General features: G+C 59.4%; 10 protein-coding genes. 4 read left to right on the top strand and 6 right to left on the bottom strand.

The features are described from left to right. Nucleotides 1–231 precede the first annotated feature (231 nt). The 4 genes from AC1MEE_RS24865 to AC1MEE_RS24850 all read left to right on the top strand — a co-directional run bounded on the left by AC1MEE_RS24865 (nt 232) and on the right by AC1MEE_RS24850 (nt 10,802). Nucleotides 232–1,077 (top strand): NYN domain-containing protein, encoded by an 846-nt coding sequence (locus AC1MEE_RS24865; RefSeq protein WP_480412154.1) that lies wholly within the window; start codon nt 232–234, stop codon nt 1,075–1,077. Between the two features lie 283 nt (nt 1,078–1,360). Further along, nucleotides 1,361–2,191 (top strand): sulfotransferase family protein, encoded by an 831-nt coding sequence (locus AC1MEE_RS24860; RefSeq protein WP_480416336.1) that lies wholly within the window; start codon nt 1,361–1,363, stop codon nt 2,189–2,191. Nucleotides 2,192–2,255: 64 nt separating this feature from the next. After that, nucleotides 2,256–9,272, top strand: coding sequence for an Ig-like domain-containing protein (locus tag AC1MEE_RS24855; protein ID WP_480412153.1), 7,017 nt, complete (start codon nt 2,256–2,258; stop codon nt 9,270–9,272). A 36-nt stretch (nt 9,273–9,308) separates the two neighbouring features. Beyond that, nucleotides 9,309–10,802: a TolC family protein gene (locus AC1MEE_RS24850; protein WP_480412152.1), complete on the top strand. Its 1,494-nt coding sequence runs from the start codon at nt 9,309–9,311 to the stop codon at nt 10,800–10,802. Between the two features lie 91 nt (nt 10,803–10,893). Here AC1MEE_RS24850 and AC1MEE_RS24845 read toward each other — a convergent pair whose 3' ends face one another. The 6 genes from AC1MEE_RS24845 to argH all read right to left on the bottom strand — a co-directional run bounded on the left by AC1MEE_RS24845 (nt 10,894) and on the right by argH (nt 17,092). Then, nucleotides 10,894–11,325 carry a hypothetical protein gene (locus tag AC1MEE_RS24845; RefSeq protein ID WP_480416335.1) on the bottom strand — a complete coding sequence of 144 codons (432 nt, stop codon included), beginning with the start codon at nt 11,323–11,325 and terminating at the stop codon, nt 10,894–10,896. Nucleotides 11,326–11,549: 224 nt separating this feature from the next. Continuing rightward, nucleotides 11,550–12,737, bottom strand: coding sequence for an MFS transporter (locus AC1MEE_RS24840; RefSeq protein ID WP_480412151.1), 1,188 nt, complete (start codon nt 12,735–12,737; stop codon nt 11,550–11,552). A gap of 256 nt (nt 12,738–12,993) precedes the next feature. Further along, nucleotides 12,994–13,827, bottom strand: coding sequence for an ABC transporter substrate-binding protein (locus tag AC1MEE_RS24835; protein WP_480412150.1), 834 nt, complete (start codon nt 13,825–13,827; stop codon nt 12,994–12,996). Nucleotides 13,828–13,853: 26 nt separating this feature from the next. Further along, entirely contained in the window at nt 13,854–14,618 is a 765-nt protein-coding gene (locus tag AC1MEE_RS24830) for an amino acid ABC transporter ATP-binding protein (RefSeq protein WP_480412149.1), read from the bottom strand. Between the two features lie 21 nt (nt 14,619–14,639). Next, a complete protein-coding gene (locus AC1MEE_RS24825) occupies nt 14,640–15,518 on the bottom strand; it encodes an amino acid ABC transporter permease (protein WP_480412148.1) in 879 nt (292 codons plus the stop codon). A 146-nt stretch (nt 15,519–15,664) separates the two neighbouring features. Then, on the bottom strand, nt 15,665–17,092 hold the full coding sequence (gene argH / locus AC1MEE_RS24820) for an argininosuccinate lyase (protein WP_480412147.1): 1,428 nt from the start codon (nt 17,090–17,092) through the stop codon (nt 15,665–15,667). Nucleotides 17,093–17,189: the final 97 nt, after the last annotated feature.

Here is a 17,189-nt window from a genome sequence, read left to right as displayed (position 1 = left end):
TTGATATAAATTAATGCACTCAGGACAGAAGAGAACGGATGCGTTCGTGGTGGCGGCATTGACGGTGTGTTGCTGAATCCCCGAGACCTCCAATGAGGCAGAGATGATCCGTCGAGGTTGACGCATTTATCAATTTTGATTAACGTTCGCCCAACAGCTCAGTACAGCGCGCAGGCAATTGTTAGAACCTGCCCAGCAGTCCTGAGCTTTTTTTTGCCCAAGGAAAAACCTATGAAGCGAACAGCCGTCCTCATAGATGGGGGATTTTTCTTCCAAAGGATTCTGTTTTTTACCCGAAAATACTTCAGAAAAGATTTATTGCTTACCGCTGAACAGCTCGGTCAGATCATCAAAAGAATCGTAAAACTTCACATCGAGGATGAGCGCTCAGCCAGCCGCGAGCTTTACCGCGTCTACTACTACGATTGCCCGCCACCGTCAAATCAGGTTCGTCTCCCAATTATCCCGGAAGGGCATAAAACCTCAGGGCATATGAATTTCAATTTGCATCCCCCTTACCAGTTGCGGCGAGATTTGCACGACTATCTTCGATCGAGCAGAAAGACGGCTCTTCGACTGGGCGAGCTAGCTAAAAGTGGAGAGTGGCAATTAAACGCTCATTCTCTCAAGGCACTTCTTAGGGGGGAAATGAAGTGGGCTGATCTCACAAATGATGATTTTCACTACAAAATTGAACAGAAGACTGTTGATACCAAGCTTGGTATGGATATCACAACACTGGCCCTGGACAGGCTTGCTGATGTGATTGTCTTGGTTGCAGGTGATTCAGATTTCGTCCCGGCTGCCAAACTGGCCAGGATGAAAGGAATCGACTTCGTGCTTGATCCCATGTGGGCCAATACTACTGGCAGTTTAAGCGAGCATGTGGACGGCTTACGCTCATTTGACCTAGTGAGGATTATTCGCGACGTGACGGGTGAGGCCGTGGTCAAGCACCCCGACTGGTGGCGTGAGCAAGGCGGAGCTATTGCTCAACAGAGCGACAGTTCGTACATCGCGATAGCAGGGAATCTTGAAACAGACCCAGGCTTACAGTTGGCCGATGAAGCAGTGTGAAACTGTCATTAATCATTCCAAGCTGCCGGTTTTGGGGGGGCAGGAGGGATCCGAACGACCTTATTCCCAGTGCCGCTGAAAACTCATCGATAAATGCTCATCCTTTCAGCTTGTTATCGATGATGCTTGCATGGGGGTATCTCAATTGCCAGAAAACCACCGCATCGGCCTGTATTTGCTGGAATTTTTATCCTGAAGCAGTGTGTGTTGATATCAAAACACTACTAGGCGGATACATATTGATACAGTAGTCTCTATGTTCAAAAATGGACTTGCGCTAGTGGTGAATGGATTGCCAAACTTTCATTTTATTTCTGGCTTGCCGCGCTCAGGGTCCACCCTGCTCTCCGCTATCCTTCTACAAAATCCGAAATTTCATGCCGGCATGAGCAGCCCCCTCGGCCCGCTGTTTTCCAGCGTGCTCGAACAGTGCAGCGCCGGCAGTGAGTTCGGTGCGGTCATCGACACCGACATGCGTCGGCGCCTGCTGCGCGGGTTGTTCGATTCCTACTACGCCGACAAAGCCGACAAGCCGGTCATCTTCGACACCAATCGTCAATGGTGCGCTCGCTTGCCCGCCCTCAAGGAATTGTTCCCTCAGGCCAAGATGATCGCTTGCGTGCGTAACGTAGCCTGGGTCATGGACAGCATCGAGCGGCTGTACCGCGCCAACCCGTTCGAGAACACCAAGCTGTTTTCTGATGCCACCGAGCGCAATACCGTCGAGAGCCGTGTCGAGACCCTGGCCCAGCGTAACCGTCTGGTGGGGTTTGCCTGGGCTGCGCTCAAGGAAGCCTATTACGGCGAACAGGCCGACTCCTTGCTGATTGTCGACTACGACTTGCTGACGCAAGCGCCAGGGCTGGTCATGCGCCTGATTTACGATTTCATCGGCGAACCCTGGTTCGAGCATGACTTTGACAACCTGACCTATGACGCACCGGAGTTCGATCAGGCTCTAGGCGTCTCCGGGCTGCATAAAGTCAAACGCAAGCTCGAGTTGACACCACGGCGCACGATCCTGCCGCCGGATCTTTTCGAGAAGTACGCAGAGTTGTCCTTTTGGAATGACGGGCGGTCCAGTGCCGCCAACGTCATCCGTATAAAAAACTGAAGCCGTTATCAGTCGGTAACGGTCATTCGTTTAAGAGTCTGGGTTTCGAGCGCAGGTGAGCATCATGTGGTGGAACAAAGCCAAGTCGAGTGCAAAACAGGTTTCCCCGAGGGCGAAAGCTTTTGCCGCGCCATTGATGATGTCGCTTGAGCCGCGAATGCTGTTCGACGGCGCAGTGGCCGCGACCGTGGCGGACACCGCGCACGCCGACAGCCATGCCACGACGGATGCTGCCAAACCGGCAGCGGCCACCGATCACGCAGCCAGTAACGACAGCCATCCCAAAGACGTGGCCGCCACGCCCATTCCGACGCCGCCGGCCGTCCCGGGCCAGACCGTGGTGTTCGTCGATTCGCGGGTCAAGGACTCCGACAGCCTGCTGCAAGGTATCGCGCCGGGTACCCAAGTGGTCCGGCTGGACGCCACCAAAGACGGTTTGCAGCAGATCGCCGATTACCTGGACGAGCACCACGGCGTGAGCTCCGTGGAAATTCTGGCCCATGGCAACTCCGGCGACTTGTGGTTGGGCGACACCTATTTGTCGGCTGACAACGTTGCCGACCGCAGCGCGGTGCTGGCGGAAATCGGCAAGGACATGAATACCGGCGGCGATATTTCGATTTACGCCTGCTACACCGCGGAGGGCTCGCGCGGGATGGCTTTCGTCGACTCGCTGGCGCAATTGACCGGGCGTGACATTGCCGCGTCCAGCAATCGGACTGGTGTGGGCGGCGACTGGACCCTAGAAGTCGCCACCGGCAGCATCGAGAGCAAAAACGTGCTTTCGCAGCAGGCCATGGCGGGTTATCAATGGGGGTTGGCGACCTGGACGGTCGCCAATAACTCCGATGCCGTCATTGCCGGTTCATTGCGCACAGAGCTGGCATTGGCGCAGAACGGCGATATCGTCAACTTTGCCTCGTCGGTCCACACGGTCTCGCTCAATACAGAGCTGGCCATCAGCAAAAACATTACCATTGATGGCGACTGGAACAACGACGGCGTGGCCGACGTCACCCTGGACGGTCAGTACAAGACTCGCGTCATTAACGTGGCGGCAAATACGACGGTGATGCTCGATGGACTGATCATCACCAAAGGCTTGTCCGCAGGCAACGGCGCGAATGGCGGCGCGGGTGCGGCAGGTGCGTTCGGCGGCGGTATCTATAACGACGGTAACCTGACCCTGAAAAACGTCACCATTACGGCAAACGTTGCGTCGGGGGGTGGCGGTGGTGGCGGCATTACGCCCGTCTATGCAGGTGGCGGCGGTGGCGGCGGTGGCGGGATCTCCGGCTCAGGGAGTGGCAACGGTGGCCTTGCCCATGCCAATGGGCGTCCTGTTTACGCCGGCGGCTCCGGTGGTAGTGGGTCGGGCGGTATGGGTGGCGGCTTCGACGGCATCCATATGGGTGGCATGGGCGGTACGACCACCGGCGGGGCGGGAGGTATCGGAATTTACAGCTACAGCAGCGGTGGTAATGGCGCTACCGCGAGCACGAGCACGAGCAATGGCACCCTTTCAATCGGCGGCGGCGGCGGCGGTGGCTCGGGCTGGGACAAAACCGGCGGCATCGGTGGCGCGGCAGCGGCCGGTATCTACAACGATACGGACGGCACGTTGACAATCATCGGCACCTCGACCATCAGCAACAATGTCGCGGCCGGCGGTGGCGGTGGTGGTGGCGGCGGACTCGCTGCTGATGGCGGTTCTGTTGACCCAGGTGGCGCAGGTGGCCTGGCGGTCGGCGGGATCTGGAACAAAGGTGTGGTGCATATCACCGCCAGCAACGCGTCGGCGATGACCGGCAACGTCGGTGTCAGCGGCGATGGCGGGCAGGCGCTGGGTGGCGGTGAGACGGGCGCTAAACCCCTCGGGGTCGCCGGGATTTATAGCGATACGTCCGGCGGTAAAGGCACCATCGACGCCACCTACGTCCCGGACACCACCCCACCGACGGTGGTCTCGATTGTGATCGCCACACCCGTGCTGGCGTCCGGCGCGACTTCAGCGGTGACCATCACGTTTAGCGAAGCGGTAACTGGTTTCAGCAACGCCGATCTGGTCGTGCCCAACGGTACCTTGAGCGCCGTGGCTTCCAGCGATTCCGGCAAGACCTGGACGGCAACACTGACCGCCGCCAGCAATATTTCCGCAGCCAGCAACGTCATCACTCTAGACAACACGGGCGTCAGCGACTTGGCCGGCAACGTCGGCGTCGGTAGCGCCACGTCGGGCAACTACGCCGTGCATGACACGGTGCCGCCCTCCGCCACCATCGTGGTCGCGAACAACGCGCTCAACATTGGCGCAACCTCGCTGGTGACCATCACGTTCTCGGAAGCCGTCAGCGGTTTTACCAACGCGGATCTGACCATCGCCGACGGTACGTTGAGCGCGGTCAGCTCCGCGGACGGCGGCATTACCTGGACGGCGACCCTGACACCGACCGCCGGTGTCACCAGCACTACCAATCACATCACCCTGGACAAGACCGGGGTCCAGGACCTTTCCGGAAATGCGGGAGTAGGCAGCACCAACTCCAACAATTACGCCATCGACACGCAGCGTCCGACGGCGACTGTCGTGGTCGCGAATACTACGCTGGCCATTGGCCAAACGTCGCTGGTAACCATCACCTTCTCGGAAGCGGTGAGCGGTTTCACCAACGCTGACCTGACGATTGCCAACGGTACGTTGAGCGCGGTCAGCTCCGCGGACGGCGGCATTACCTGGACGGCGACCTTTACCCCGGCCGCCAGTATTACCGACACCACCAACCTGATTACCCTGGACAATACGGGCGTGGCCGACCAGGCCGGCAACGCCGGGGCCGGCAGCACCGACTCCAACAACTACACCATCGACACCCAGCGTCCGACTGCAACCATTGTGCTGGCTGACACGACGCTGACCGCAGGCGAAACCTCGCTGGTGACCATCACCTTCTCCGAGGCGGTAACCGGTTTCACCAATGCCGACCTGAGCGTGCCCAACGGTACGTTAAGCGCGGTCAGCACCGGCGATGGCGGTATTACCTGGACCGCGACCTTTACGCCGACGGCAGGTATTGCCGACACCACCGACCTGATTGCCCTGACCAACAGCGGGGTGGCCGACCTTGCGGGTAACGCTGGCGTCGGGACCACCAATTCCGGCAATTTCACCATCGATACCGTGCGCCCGACGGCCACTATCGTCGTGGCTGACAATGCGCTCAAGATTGGCGATGCCTCGTTGGTGACCATCACCTTTTCGGAAGCAGTGACCGGCTTCACCAATGCCGACCTGACTATCGCCAACGGTACGTTGAGCGCGGTCAGCTCTAGTGATGGCGGGATTACCTGGACCGCCACCTTGACGCCGACCGCGGCGATCACCGACAGCACCAACCTGATCACGCTGGATAACAGCGGCGTGCAAAACGCGTCTGGCAATATCGGCAGCGGCAACACCGACTCGAACAACTACGCCATCGATACCCAGCGCCCGACGGCGACCATTGTGGTGACGGACAATGCGCTGGGGATTGGCCAGTCCTCGCTGGTCACCATTACCTTTTCGGAGGCGGTGACCGGTTTCAATAACAGCGACCTGCTGATTGACAATGGCACGCTCAGCGCGGTCAGTTCAAGCGATGGCGGTGTCACCTGGACCGCGACCCTGACGCCGGTTAACGGCGTTACCCATGCCAACAACCTGATCACCCTGACCAACAGCGGGCTGACCGATCTCGCCGGGAACGCCGGTACGGGTACGACCGATTCGAATCCCTATGCGATTGATAGCCAGCGCCCGACGGCCACCATCGTGGTCGCCACGCCAACGCTGGCGGCTGGACAGTCTTCGCTGGTGACCATTACCTTCTCCGAGGTGGTGACCGGTTTCACCAATGCCGACCTGAGTGTGCCCAACGGTACGTTAAGCGCTGTCAGCTCAAGCGATGGCGGTATCACCTGGACCGCGATCCTGACGCCGACTGCGGCGATTACCGACAGCACCAACCTGGTCACTCTGGACAATACCGGCGTGACCGATGCGGCAGGCAATGCCGGTGCGGGCACCACTCATTCCAACAACTACGCCATCGATACCCAGCGGCCGACCGCGACCATCGTCGTGGCCGACAATGCGTTGGCCATCGGGCAGACCTCGCTGGTGACGATCACCTTCAGCGAAGCGGTCAGCGGTTTCACCAATGCCGACCTGACTGTCGCCAATGGTACGTTGAGTAATGTCAGCTCCAGCGATGGTGGCATTACCTGGACCGCGACCCTGACGCCGACCGCGGCGATTACCGATGCCAGCAACGTGATCACCCTGGACAATACCGGCGTGACCGATGCGCCAGGTAATGCCGGTGCCGGCACCACCGACTCGAACAACTACGCCATCGATACCCAGCGTCCGACTGCCACCATCGTCGTGGCCGACAATGCGCTGGCCATCGGTCAGACCTCGCTGGTGACCATTACCTTTAGCGAAGCGGTCAGCGGCTTCACCAATGCCGACCTGACTATCGCCAACGGTACGTTGAGCGCGGTCAGCTCCAGCGATGGTGGCGTCACCTGGACCGCGACCCTGACGCCAGCCGCCGCGATTATCGACAGCACCAACCTGATCACTCTGGACAATACCGGCGTGACCGATGCAGCGGGCAATGCCGGTGCGGGCACCACTGACTCCAACAACTACGCTATCGACAGTCAGGCACCGACGGCGTCCATCGTCATTGCGCAGTCGACGCTGGCGGTGGGGCAGACTTCGCTGGTGACGATCACCTTCAGCGAAGCCGTGAGCGGTTTCGACAACAGTGACCTGAGCATCCCCAACGGCACGTTGAGCGATGTCAGCTCCAGCGATGGTGGGGTGACTTGGACGGCGACCTTCACCCCGACTGCCAATGTCACCGACACCAGCAACGTCATCACGTTGAACAACAGCGGTGTGACCGATCTCGCGGGCAATGCCGGTAGCGGCAGCACCAGTTCGGGCAACGTTGCGATTGACACCGCGCCGCCGACGTCGAGCATCGTGTTGTCCGATACGGCGTTGAAAATTGGCGAAACCTCGCAGGTGACAATTACCTTCTCCGAAGCGGTGAGCGGTTTTGATAACAGCGACCTGACCGTCGCCAACGGCACCTTGAGCGCTGTCAGCTCCAGCGATGGCGGCGTGACCTGGACGGCGACCTTCACCCCGACGGCCGACATCAGTAACAGCGCGAATGTCATTACCCTCAATAATGCTGGCGTGAATGACGCGGCCGGCAACGTGGGCAACGGTACGACCGACTCGAACAACTACGCCATCGATACCCAGCGCCCGACCGCCACCATCGTCGTAGCCGACAATGCGCTGGCCATTGGGCATACGTCGTTGGTGACGATCACCTTCAGCGAAGCAATCAGCGGTTTCACCAATGCGGATCTGACTGTCGCCAACGGCACCTTAAGTGAGGTCAGCTCCAGCGATGGCGGCGTCACCTGGACTGCGACCTTGACACCGACCGCCGCGATTACCGCCGCCAGCAACGTGATCAGCCTGGACACCAGCGGCGTGACCGATGCGGCAGGCAATGCCGGTGCCGGCGCCACCGACTCCAACAACTATGCAGTCGACAGCCAGGCCCCTACCGCGACCGTCGTCATTGACCGACCGGCACTGGTGGCGGGGCAGACCTCGCTGGTGACAATCACCTTCAGCGAAGCCGTGAACGGTTTCGACAACAGCGACCTGAGCATCCCCAACGGCACCTTGGGCGCTGTCAGTTCCCGCGACGGCGGGATCACCTGGACCGCGACCTTCACCCCGGCTACGGCAGTCAGTGACACCAGCAACGTCATCACCCTGAACACCAGCGGCGTGACCGATCTGGCAGGCAACGCGGGCAGCGGTAGCGCAGTTTCGGGCAATTTTGCCGTCGACACCGTGCTGCCGACCGCGACCATCGCGCTGTCTGACACTGCGCTGAAAAACGGCGAGACCTCGCAGGTAACAATCACCTTCTTGCAAGCGGTGAAAGGCTTTGACCTCAGTGATTTGAGCGCCAGCAATGGCACTCTGTCGGCGCTCGCCAGCAGCGATGGCGGCGTGACCTGGACCGCGACCTTCACGCCCAACACCCACATCAATGACAGCAGCAACCTGATCACACTGAACAATGCCGGCGTGCAAACTGTTGCGGGCAGCGCGGGTACAGGCACCACCGACTCCGCCAACTACGTCATCGACACTGTCGCGCCAACGGTCACTGGTTTGGTCAAAGTCAACAATCCATCGGCGCCGACAGGCAGCACCACCTTCAACCTGACCTTCAGCGAAGCCATGACGGGTGTCGACGCCGGTGATTTCTCCGTGCTGACCAGCGGCAGCGTTGTGGGCAGGGTGCAGTCGGTGGTGCAGATCAATGCGCAGACCTATCAGATCGTCGTCAGTGGGATTTCCGGCACCGGTTCGATTGGCTTGAGCCTCAACGGTGCGGGCGTCAGCGATGTTGCCGGCAATACCCTGGCGAGTAATTTCAACAGCGATACCTTTGCGGTCGCCCCGACCAATGTCAGCGTTGGCGACCCGCAATTTCGCTTGCCACCGCCGGTAAATGTCATACCTGTCGTCGCCGGCGTGCCGACTCAATTGTTGGCCAGCTTAGCGCCGCCGCAGGCATTCACCTCGCCACTCCTGGCACCTTCATTGTTCGAATCGCCAACGCTGGGCAGCGGTGTGCCGCCGGTAGGCAACATCTTCATCCACAACCAGGCGCTGGCGCCGAGCTACATTGCCCAAGTGTTCAACAGCGGGGACTTTGGTTTTGTCGGGACCGGGGCTGGTGCTTTCGGTTCCAGCACGATTTCCGGGGCGTTTGGCCTGAGCTCGGTACCGGTTGTTTCGCCGCTGAACGTGTTCGATGGCAAGCAATGGCACGGCAGCGATAAAAACGCCGGCGAAGGGATGCGCGGGATCTTCGGGGCGCCGACGCTGGGTCAGCAATTGAATCAATTTAAAGAAAACGAGCAACGCCAGATCCATGAACTGGCGTTGATGCTTGAGCAGATCGGCGCAAGTGAAGCGCTGGCCTGACTATAAAAAAGCTGTTTGCCGTACTAGGGGCTAGGGATGAAGAAGACTCAGAAGTTGTTCAGCGTCAGCTTGCTGGCGTTGATCGTGAGTGGATGTGCGGTCACCAGCAAACCGATCGATCGTAGCGAAAGCGAGCAGCGGGCCAAGAGCGATCTGGTCGACATGTACAAGGATCAAGAGCCCCTCAGCGGCCCGCTGACCCTGCACGAAGCCATGGCTCGCGCTGTGAAATACAACCTTGAGGCTCGCCTGAAGGTCATGGAAGAGGCGATGGCTCAGCGTCAGGTCGATCTGGCGAGCTTCGATATGCTGCCACGCATGGCGCTGAGCGCCGGTTATGCTGGACGCAGTAACGTCGGTGCCTCCAGCAGCCAGAGTGTCCTGACCGGTACCCAGTCGTTGGAACCTTCGACCTCCCAGGACCGCGACCGCCGGGTCGCCGACCTGACCATGGTCTGGAACGTACTCGATTTCGGTGTCAGCTACATCAGTGCCAAGCAGCAGGGCGACCAGCGTTTGATCGTGCAGGAGCGTCGGCGCAAGGTGGTCAACACCATCGTCCAGGACGTGCGTTCGGCTTACTGGCGAGCCCTTGCCGCCGAGCGTCTGCTCAAGCAGATCGACAGCCTGATGGCGCGTGTCGATAAGGCCCAGACCAACAGCCAGGCGATGAGCGACCAGCGCGTGGGCGATCCGATTCAGGCGCTGAGCTATCAGCGCGCCCTGATCGAAGCGACCCGGCAATTGGAAGATCAGCGCCGCGCCTTGTCGTTGGCCAAGACTGAACTGGCGACGCTGATCAACCTGCCGCTGGGTTCCGATCTGACCCTGGCCGCGCAAGACAACTATGAAGTCCCCGAGTTGAAAGTCGACTTCGGCCGTCTGGAGCACGAAGCACTGGCCAGCCGCCCGGAATTGCGTGAGCAGGATTATCAGACACGCATCAGCACCGCAGAAACCCGCAAAGCCATGTTGCGCCTGTTGCCCGGCCTTGAGTTCTCCGCGGGCGGGCATTACGACAGCAACTCCTTCCTGGTCAACCAGAGCTGGGCCGATTATGGCGTCAAGGTGACCTGGAACCTGTTCAACGTGATTTCCGCGCCAGCGGCCATCGACGTCGCCAAGGCCGGTGAAGCTGTGGCCACGGCTCGTCGTCAGGCCATGTCGATCGCGATTCTGGCCCAGCTGTACGTCGCCAACGCCAACTACCGGGAGGCGCTACGCCAGTTCAAGACCAGCCAGCAACTGTCGACACTTGATGGGCAGATCGTCGGGCAACTGCGCAACCGTTATCAGGCCAATGGCATTGGTGAACTCGATTTGATCCAGGGTGAACTCAATACCCTGCAAGCCGATTTACGCCGTGACTTGTCCTACGCCGACCTGCGCAACGCCTATGGACAGATCTTCGCCAGCGCGGGTCTTGACCCGTTGCCAGGGACGTTGAAATCGACTGAAATAAAATCCATTGCCAGCGCCCTCGCTACGCGTGAAGACGGCTGGGCGCAGGGCGATATCTCGACGCCTTGAGTGGATTGCGCTCGATTGTGGGTGGCCGAACTTTTCTGCCGCCCAAAATTAAGCCCGGCAAAAGCCGGGCTGGAAGGGGCAGCGAGAGGTGTTAGCTCAGACGGCTAGCACCGACGTGATCGGCACCATCAGCAGCGACACGGTTTGCAGCAACGTGATCAGCACCATCAGCGGCTACGCGGTTTGCACCAACGTGGTCAGCACCATCAGCGGCTACGCGGTTTGCACCGACGCGGTCAGCGCCATCAGCGGCTACGCGGTTTGCACCAACGTGGTCAGCACCATCAGCGGCTACGCGGTTTGCACCGACGTGATCAGCACCATCAGCGGCTAAGCGGTTTGCACCGACGCGGTCAGCGCCATCAGCAGCGACACGGTTAGCACCAACGTGATCTGAACCGTCAGCAGCGACGTGGATAGCGTGAGTGTGAGCCGAACCATTTTCTGCAAACGCTGGAAGGGCGAAAGTGCTGCTGGCCAGTACCGAGAACGCCAGGCCGAAGATCAATTTAGAAGTTTTCATGATAGTTGCTCCGAGATGTTTAGAGGTTGTAAGTGGGTATGGAGTGAATTTTACGCAGCTCAATTTGTTTAAGAAGTTAATTAGGCTGCTATCGATCATCGCTGAAATTGATAGTGCGAGAAAAACCATGCCGATCAGGCGGTTAAGGATTTTTTGAGGCGGGCGAGGAGGCGTTGCGAGGGGGGAGCGCGCTTTTTTTGGCATCCCTAGGCGTTATTTTGCGTCTACAAGGAGGCGATATGCTCTAACGCAGGCTTGACCCTGCGCCCACTCAAGAAGCACAAGGTCCCGCCCATCGCCGTCAAACCACTCAGCACATAGAACATGCTGCTCGGCGTCGAGTTGATCAGCAGGTAACCGCAGATCACCGGGCTCAGGGCGCCGCCGAAGGCTGCGAGGTTTTGTGCACCGTAGTAGCTGCCCCGCAGGGCTTCGGGGGCGATGGTGTCGATGAACAGATATTCGGCCGGGTAGATGATCATTTCACCGAGGGTGAAGATGAACATCGCGACGCACCACGAGAGCATGCTGTCGGCTCGGCTGAAGCCAATCAGACCCACGATGAAAAACACCACGCCAACGCCAATCCAGTAGCGCAGTTGCTCGCGCTTGAGGAAGCGGCCGATCTGGTATTGCATGAGGATTACGGTTACGGCATTACAGGCGAGCACCGCTGACATGATGTTCAGCGCTTCATCGGGCTTGTACATGACCAGCAGGTACTGCGACAGATAGAGGGTGTAGCGCCCGTGGACGATGGTACTGAGCAGGCTGCCACAGGTGAACATGATCAGCGTGCGATCACTCCTGAGGGTCGCCAGGGTGTTGAAGAAGCTCAGCGGTTTGCTGTCATCGGTGCGCTGGGTCGGTGGGATGCCAATCATCAGGAACACGCTGCAAAACGCGATGCCGCTGGCAATCAGAAACGGCGCCAACGGCAGTTGACCGGCGATCAGCACACCGAGCATCGGCCCGGTCGCGTAGCCGATATTGGTCAAGGTGTAGCGCAGGGAAAACACCTTGGCGCGCTGGCCGACGGGCAGGTTCTCGCTGATGATCGCTTTGGAACCGATCAGGAACAGTGCAGACGCTGCTTCAGTGATGACCAGGGTCATGGTGGTCAGGTAGACGTTGTGCGCAAAGGTCAGCAACACGAAGCCGACGGAACTGGAGAGCATCGCCAGAATCAGCAGCTTGCGCTTTTCAAGGCGGTCGATCACATAGCCGCCGTACAGCCCGAGCAACGTGGCAATAAACACCGCGATACCCAGCAGCAGGCCGACGTCCTGTTGGTTCAACCCCAGCCGCTTGCTCAGAAACAAGGTGAGCAAAGGGCTGGTGATAGCGCGGCTGACGACAATCGTCAGCGAGCAGATCATCAGGCGGCGGATCACGAGCGAGTAAGTGGCCACGGCTTACCTATGTCCTTATGAATGATTCGCAGGGAATCGCGTATGACCTGTAGGAGATTCCGCCCCGTCTTCGACGCGGCGCTGTCGCGCAGCAAACTGGGGCCCGATTCTGCCCGGAGGGCGTAGGAGCTGACTTGTCTGCGAAAAGGGCCGAAGGACCTTCATGCGGTGGTGAATCCCGCCATTTTACGACTGCTTCGCAGCCGATCGCAGACAAGTCAGCTCCTACAGGTACGCGCTCCCGCTGCGAATAGCTTTACTTGCCGTTATTCACAGCCATTTTTTCCACAGCACCCGATTCCAGATTCCACTTCTTCAAGATCGCCTGGTAGCTGCCGTCGGCAACCATGCTTTGCAGCGCCTCAGTCACGGCGGTGACCAGTTCAGGGTCGGCCTTGTTCACGCCCAGCCCGGTGAACTGCTTGGAGATCGCAGTGCCCAGTGGCTTGTAGGTGTCCTTCTCCTGCGACATCAGGTACGGAATGGTTTCGCTGCCTTGCATGGCGGCGTCCAGGCGACCCTGGCGCAATTGCGCTCGAGCATCGGCCGAGCCTTCCGAACCCAGAATGATCAGCGCGGGCTTGCCGTTCGCTTCACAGTTGGCCTTGCTCCACTCGGCCGCTTCAGCCGGCCAGGTGGTGCGACGGCTGGTGCCGACTTTCTTGCCGCACAGGTCGGTGATGTCTTTAATGTCATCACGTTTTGCCAGGGTGTAGAACTGCGGGCCGCTGGTGAAATAGTCAATAAAGGTCACCGACTTCTGCCGCTCTGCGGTATCGGTCATGCCCGACAACACCAGGTCGACGCGCTTGGTTACCAGACCGTTGACCATCTGTTCAAACGCGGTTTCCTGCCATTTGATCTTCACGCCCAGACGCTCGGCCAGGGCGTTGCCCAGGTCGTAGTCGATGCCAGTCAGAGTGTTGGTGGCCGGGTCTTTGAAGTCCATCGGCGGGTAGTTCGGCATGATCGCCACGACGAGCTCGCCCTTGGCCTTGATGGCGGCCGGCAGTTCCGCGGGTGTTGCAGCCCAGGCCGAGGTCGAAGCCATCAAAGCGGCGAGTACGGAGGGAATGATCAGGTTCTTCATGAAGTCGTTCTCATTTGAGTTGTAATTTAGGTACGAACGGCAGAAATGAAGCTTTGAGTACGTGGATTTTGTGGGTTTATTAGAATTTCTTCGGGGCTTCCGGCCTCCACAATCTGGCCCGCGTCCATGAACACCATGCGGTTGGAGACTTCGCGAGCGAAGCCCAATTCGTGGGTCACGACGATCATGGTCATGCCGGTATGGGCGAGATCGCGCATCACCGACAACACCTCACCGACCAGCTCCGGGTCGAGTGCCGACGTAGGCTCATCGAACAACATCAACTTCGGACGCATGGCCAGGGCCCGCGCGATGGCGACCCGCTGTTGCTGACCGCCGGACAGTTCGATGGGGTAGGCGTTGCGCTTGTCGGCCAGCCCGACGCGGGCCAGCAATTCGATGGCCTCTTCGGTGGCTTCCTTGGGCGAGCGCTTGAGGACCTGACACGGCCCTTCGATGATGTTCTGCAGCACGGTCATGTGCGGAAACAGATTGAAGCGCTGGAATACCATGCCGGTGGCCAGGCGCTGACGGGCGATCTGCGCCTCGGTCAGCTCATGCAGCTTGTTGCCGACGATGCGATAGCCGACCAGTTCGCCATCGACCCACAGGCCGCCCTTGTCGATTTTCTCCAGCTGGTTGACGCAGCGCAGCAGGGTACTTTTACCCGAACCGGAGGGGCCGATGACGCACAGCACTTCGCCTTGTTCGACTTCCAGGCTGACATTCTGGAGGGCGTGGAAACTGTCGTAATACTTGTTCAGGCTGACGGCCTTGACGATGCTTCTCATGTGCAAATCTCCTCGACAGTCTTACGAACGCTTGCCGGCGCCGCGTGCAAAGCGCAGCTCAAGGCGGCTCTGACCGAAAGAAAGAACGGTGACCACCGCCAGGTACCAAATCCCGGCGACGATCAGCAGCTCCATTACTCGGGCGTTGGCGTAGTAGATGGTCTGCGCGTTGTAGAGCAGCTCGGAATACTGGATGACGCTCGCCAGACTGGTCATTTTCACCATACCGATGAACTCGTTACCCACCGGTGGGATGATTACGCGCATGGCCTGCGGCAGAATCACCCGACGCAGTGCCTGCAAGCGCGGCATGCCGATGGATTTGGCGGCCTCGTACTGGCCGGTGTCGACCGACAACAGGCCGGCGCGGACCACTTCAGCGGTGTAGGCGCCCTGGTTGATGCTCAAGCCCAGCAACGCAGCGACAAAGGGCGTCATCAGGCTGACGGTATCGAGGTGGAACAGCCCAGGAATGGAGATGACCGGGAAAATCAGCGCCAGGTTGAACCACAGCAGCAATTGCAGGATCAACGGCGTGCCGCGAAACAACCAGGTGTAGGTAATCGCCACGTAGCGCAGGACCGGGTTCGGCGACATGCGCATGATCGCGGTGATCACGCCGAACAACACCCCCAGTGCCATGGCCAGAATCGCCATGATGATGGTGTTCATCAGACCGAACATGATCGCTTGCGAAGTCAGAAACTGGCCGATGTACGACCATTCGATCTGACCCAGAGCGAACGCCCGCACCAGCCCGACCAGGGCGACCACAATCAGGGTGGCGAAGAAAATCCGGCCGTAATAGCGTCGGGGCACATGCTCATACTGGGTGATGTCGAACTGGTTTTCGTTTTTCTTGCGCTCGGCTTGCAAGCGCTCCGCCTGAGTCTGGCTCATGGTGTTTCTCCGAATTGCGCGTAATCCCTGTAGGAGCGCGCTTGCCCGCGATAAGGTCCGAAGGACCTTCCAGCTATGGTGAATTCACCATTTTTGCCAGCGTTTCACGCTGGATCGCGGGCAAGCGCGCTCCTACAGTTACTGTGTTAGATACGAAAGCCGTTATAGGTGTTGGCCCATTGCAACTGCCCGGCCAGGACCGTTTTCAAGCGGCCGATCTGTTCGCGTACCTGCTGTGGTGCGGTCCCGCCCCATCCGCTGCGTGCGGCAATGGCCGCTTCCAGGGTCAGGCAGTCGCGCACTTCAGGAGTGAGACGGACGTCGACCTCGGCGAGCATGGCTGGCGTCGCTTCCCACAGTTCAATCTCATGTTTCTCGCAGATCTGGACCAGCACCCCAGTGATTTCATGTGCCTCTTTGAACGGCACACCGCGCATTGCCAACCAGTCGGCGACTTCCGTGGCGAGGGTGAAACCCAATGGCGCCTGACGCCGCAGTTCTTCGACGCTGATCTTCATGGTTTCGACCATGCCCGCCATGGCCGGTAGCACCAGCAGCAGGGTGTCGACGGTGTCTAACACGCCGTTCTTGTCTTCGCTCAGGTCACGGTTGTAGGACAGCGGCAGCGATTTCAGGGTCGACAGCAAACCGGTGAGGTTGCCGATCAAACGACCGGCCTTGCCCCGCGCCAGCTCGGCGATGTCCGGGTTTTTCTTCTGCGGCATGATCGAGCTGCCGGTGGCGTAGGCATCATCGAGCACCACCCAGCGAAACTGGCGCGACGACCACAAGCAGAACTCTTCGGCCAGGCGCGAGATGCTGACCCCGAGCATGCTGGAAACGAACAGGAATTCGGCGACGTGATCGCGGCTGGCGACAGCGTCGATGGAGTTTTCGCACGGCGCGGTGTAGCCCATTTCCTTGGCTGAAAGCTCCGGCTGGCGGGCGATGGCAGAGCCGGCCATCGCTGCTGCGCCCAGTGGCGAGAAGGCGGTGCGCACGTCCCAATCCATCAACCGTTGAACATCGCGCAACAGCGATTGCGCATGCGCCAGCAAATGGTGAGCGAAGACAATCGGCTGTGCTTGTTGCAGGTGAGTGAAGCCGGGGCAAATGCTCTCGACATGCTGCTCGGCCTGTTCGACCAGCGCGGTTTGCAGGGCCAACACGTCAACCGCGATGGTGCGTGCATGATCACGCAGGAACAGGCGCAGATCGTTGGCTGTCTGGTCATTGCGCGAACGCCCGGCACGCAGCTTGCCGCCCAGAGCGCCAAGGCGTTCGGTCAACAACCGTTCGATGAAGGTGTGCACGTCCTCGTCGTCCAGCGTCGGCTGGATGCGGCCTTCGCGAAAGTCATCGCCGATGCAGTCGAGGGCTTCGAGCATGCGGCGGGTTTCCGACTCGTCGAGCAAGCCGGCCCGTTGCAGTTCACGAGCATGGGCCCGGGAGCCAGCCAGATCGTAGGGTGTCAGCCGAAAATAACGCTCAGGACAACGCGACAGCGCCGCCAGGGCTGCGGAAGGGCCACTCTTGAAACGTGCGCCCCAAAGGCGATCGGTCGCTTGAGTCATTATTGTTTTCCTCTTTCGAAAACGCGGAATTCGTAACCTGAAGTCTTGATCGACCTATCAGGTTTTTAGTTGCTTGAAATCAGCTATTTGGCACTGA

The organism is Pseudomonas sp. ASL3 (assembly GCF_056680425.1).
The sequence above is the reverse complement of the archived record's forward strand: the minus strand, read 5'-3'. Positions and strand labels throughout refer to the sequence as shown.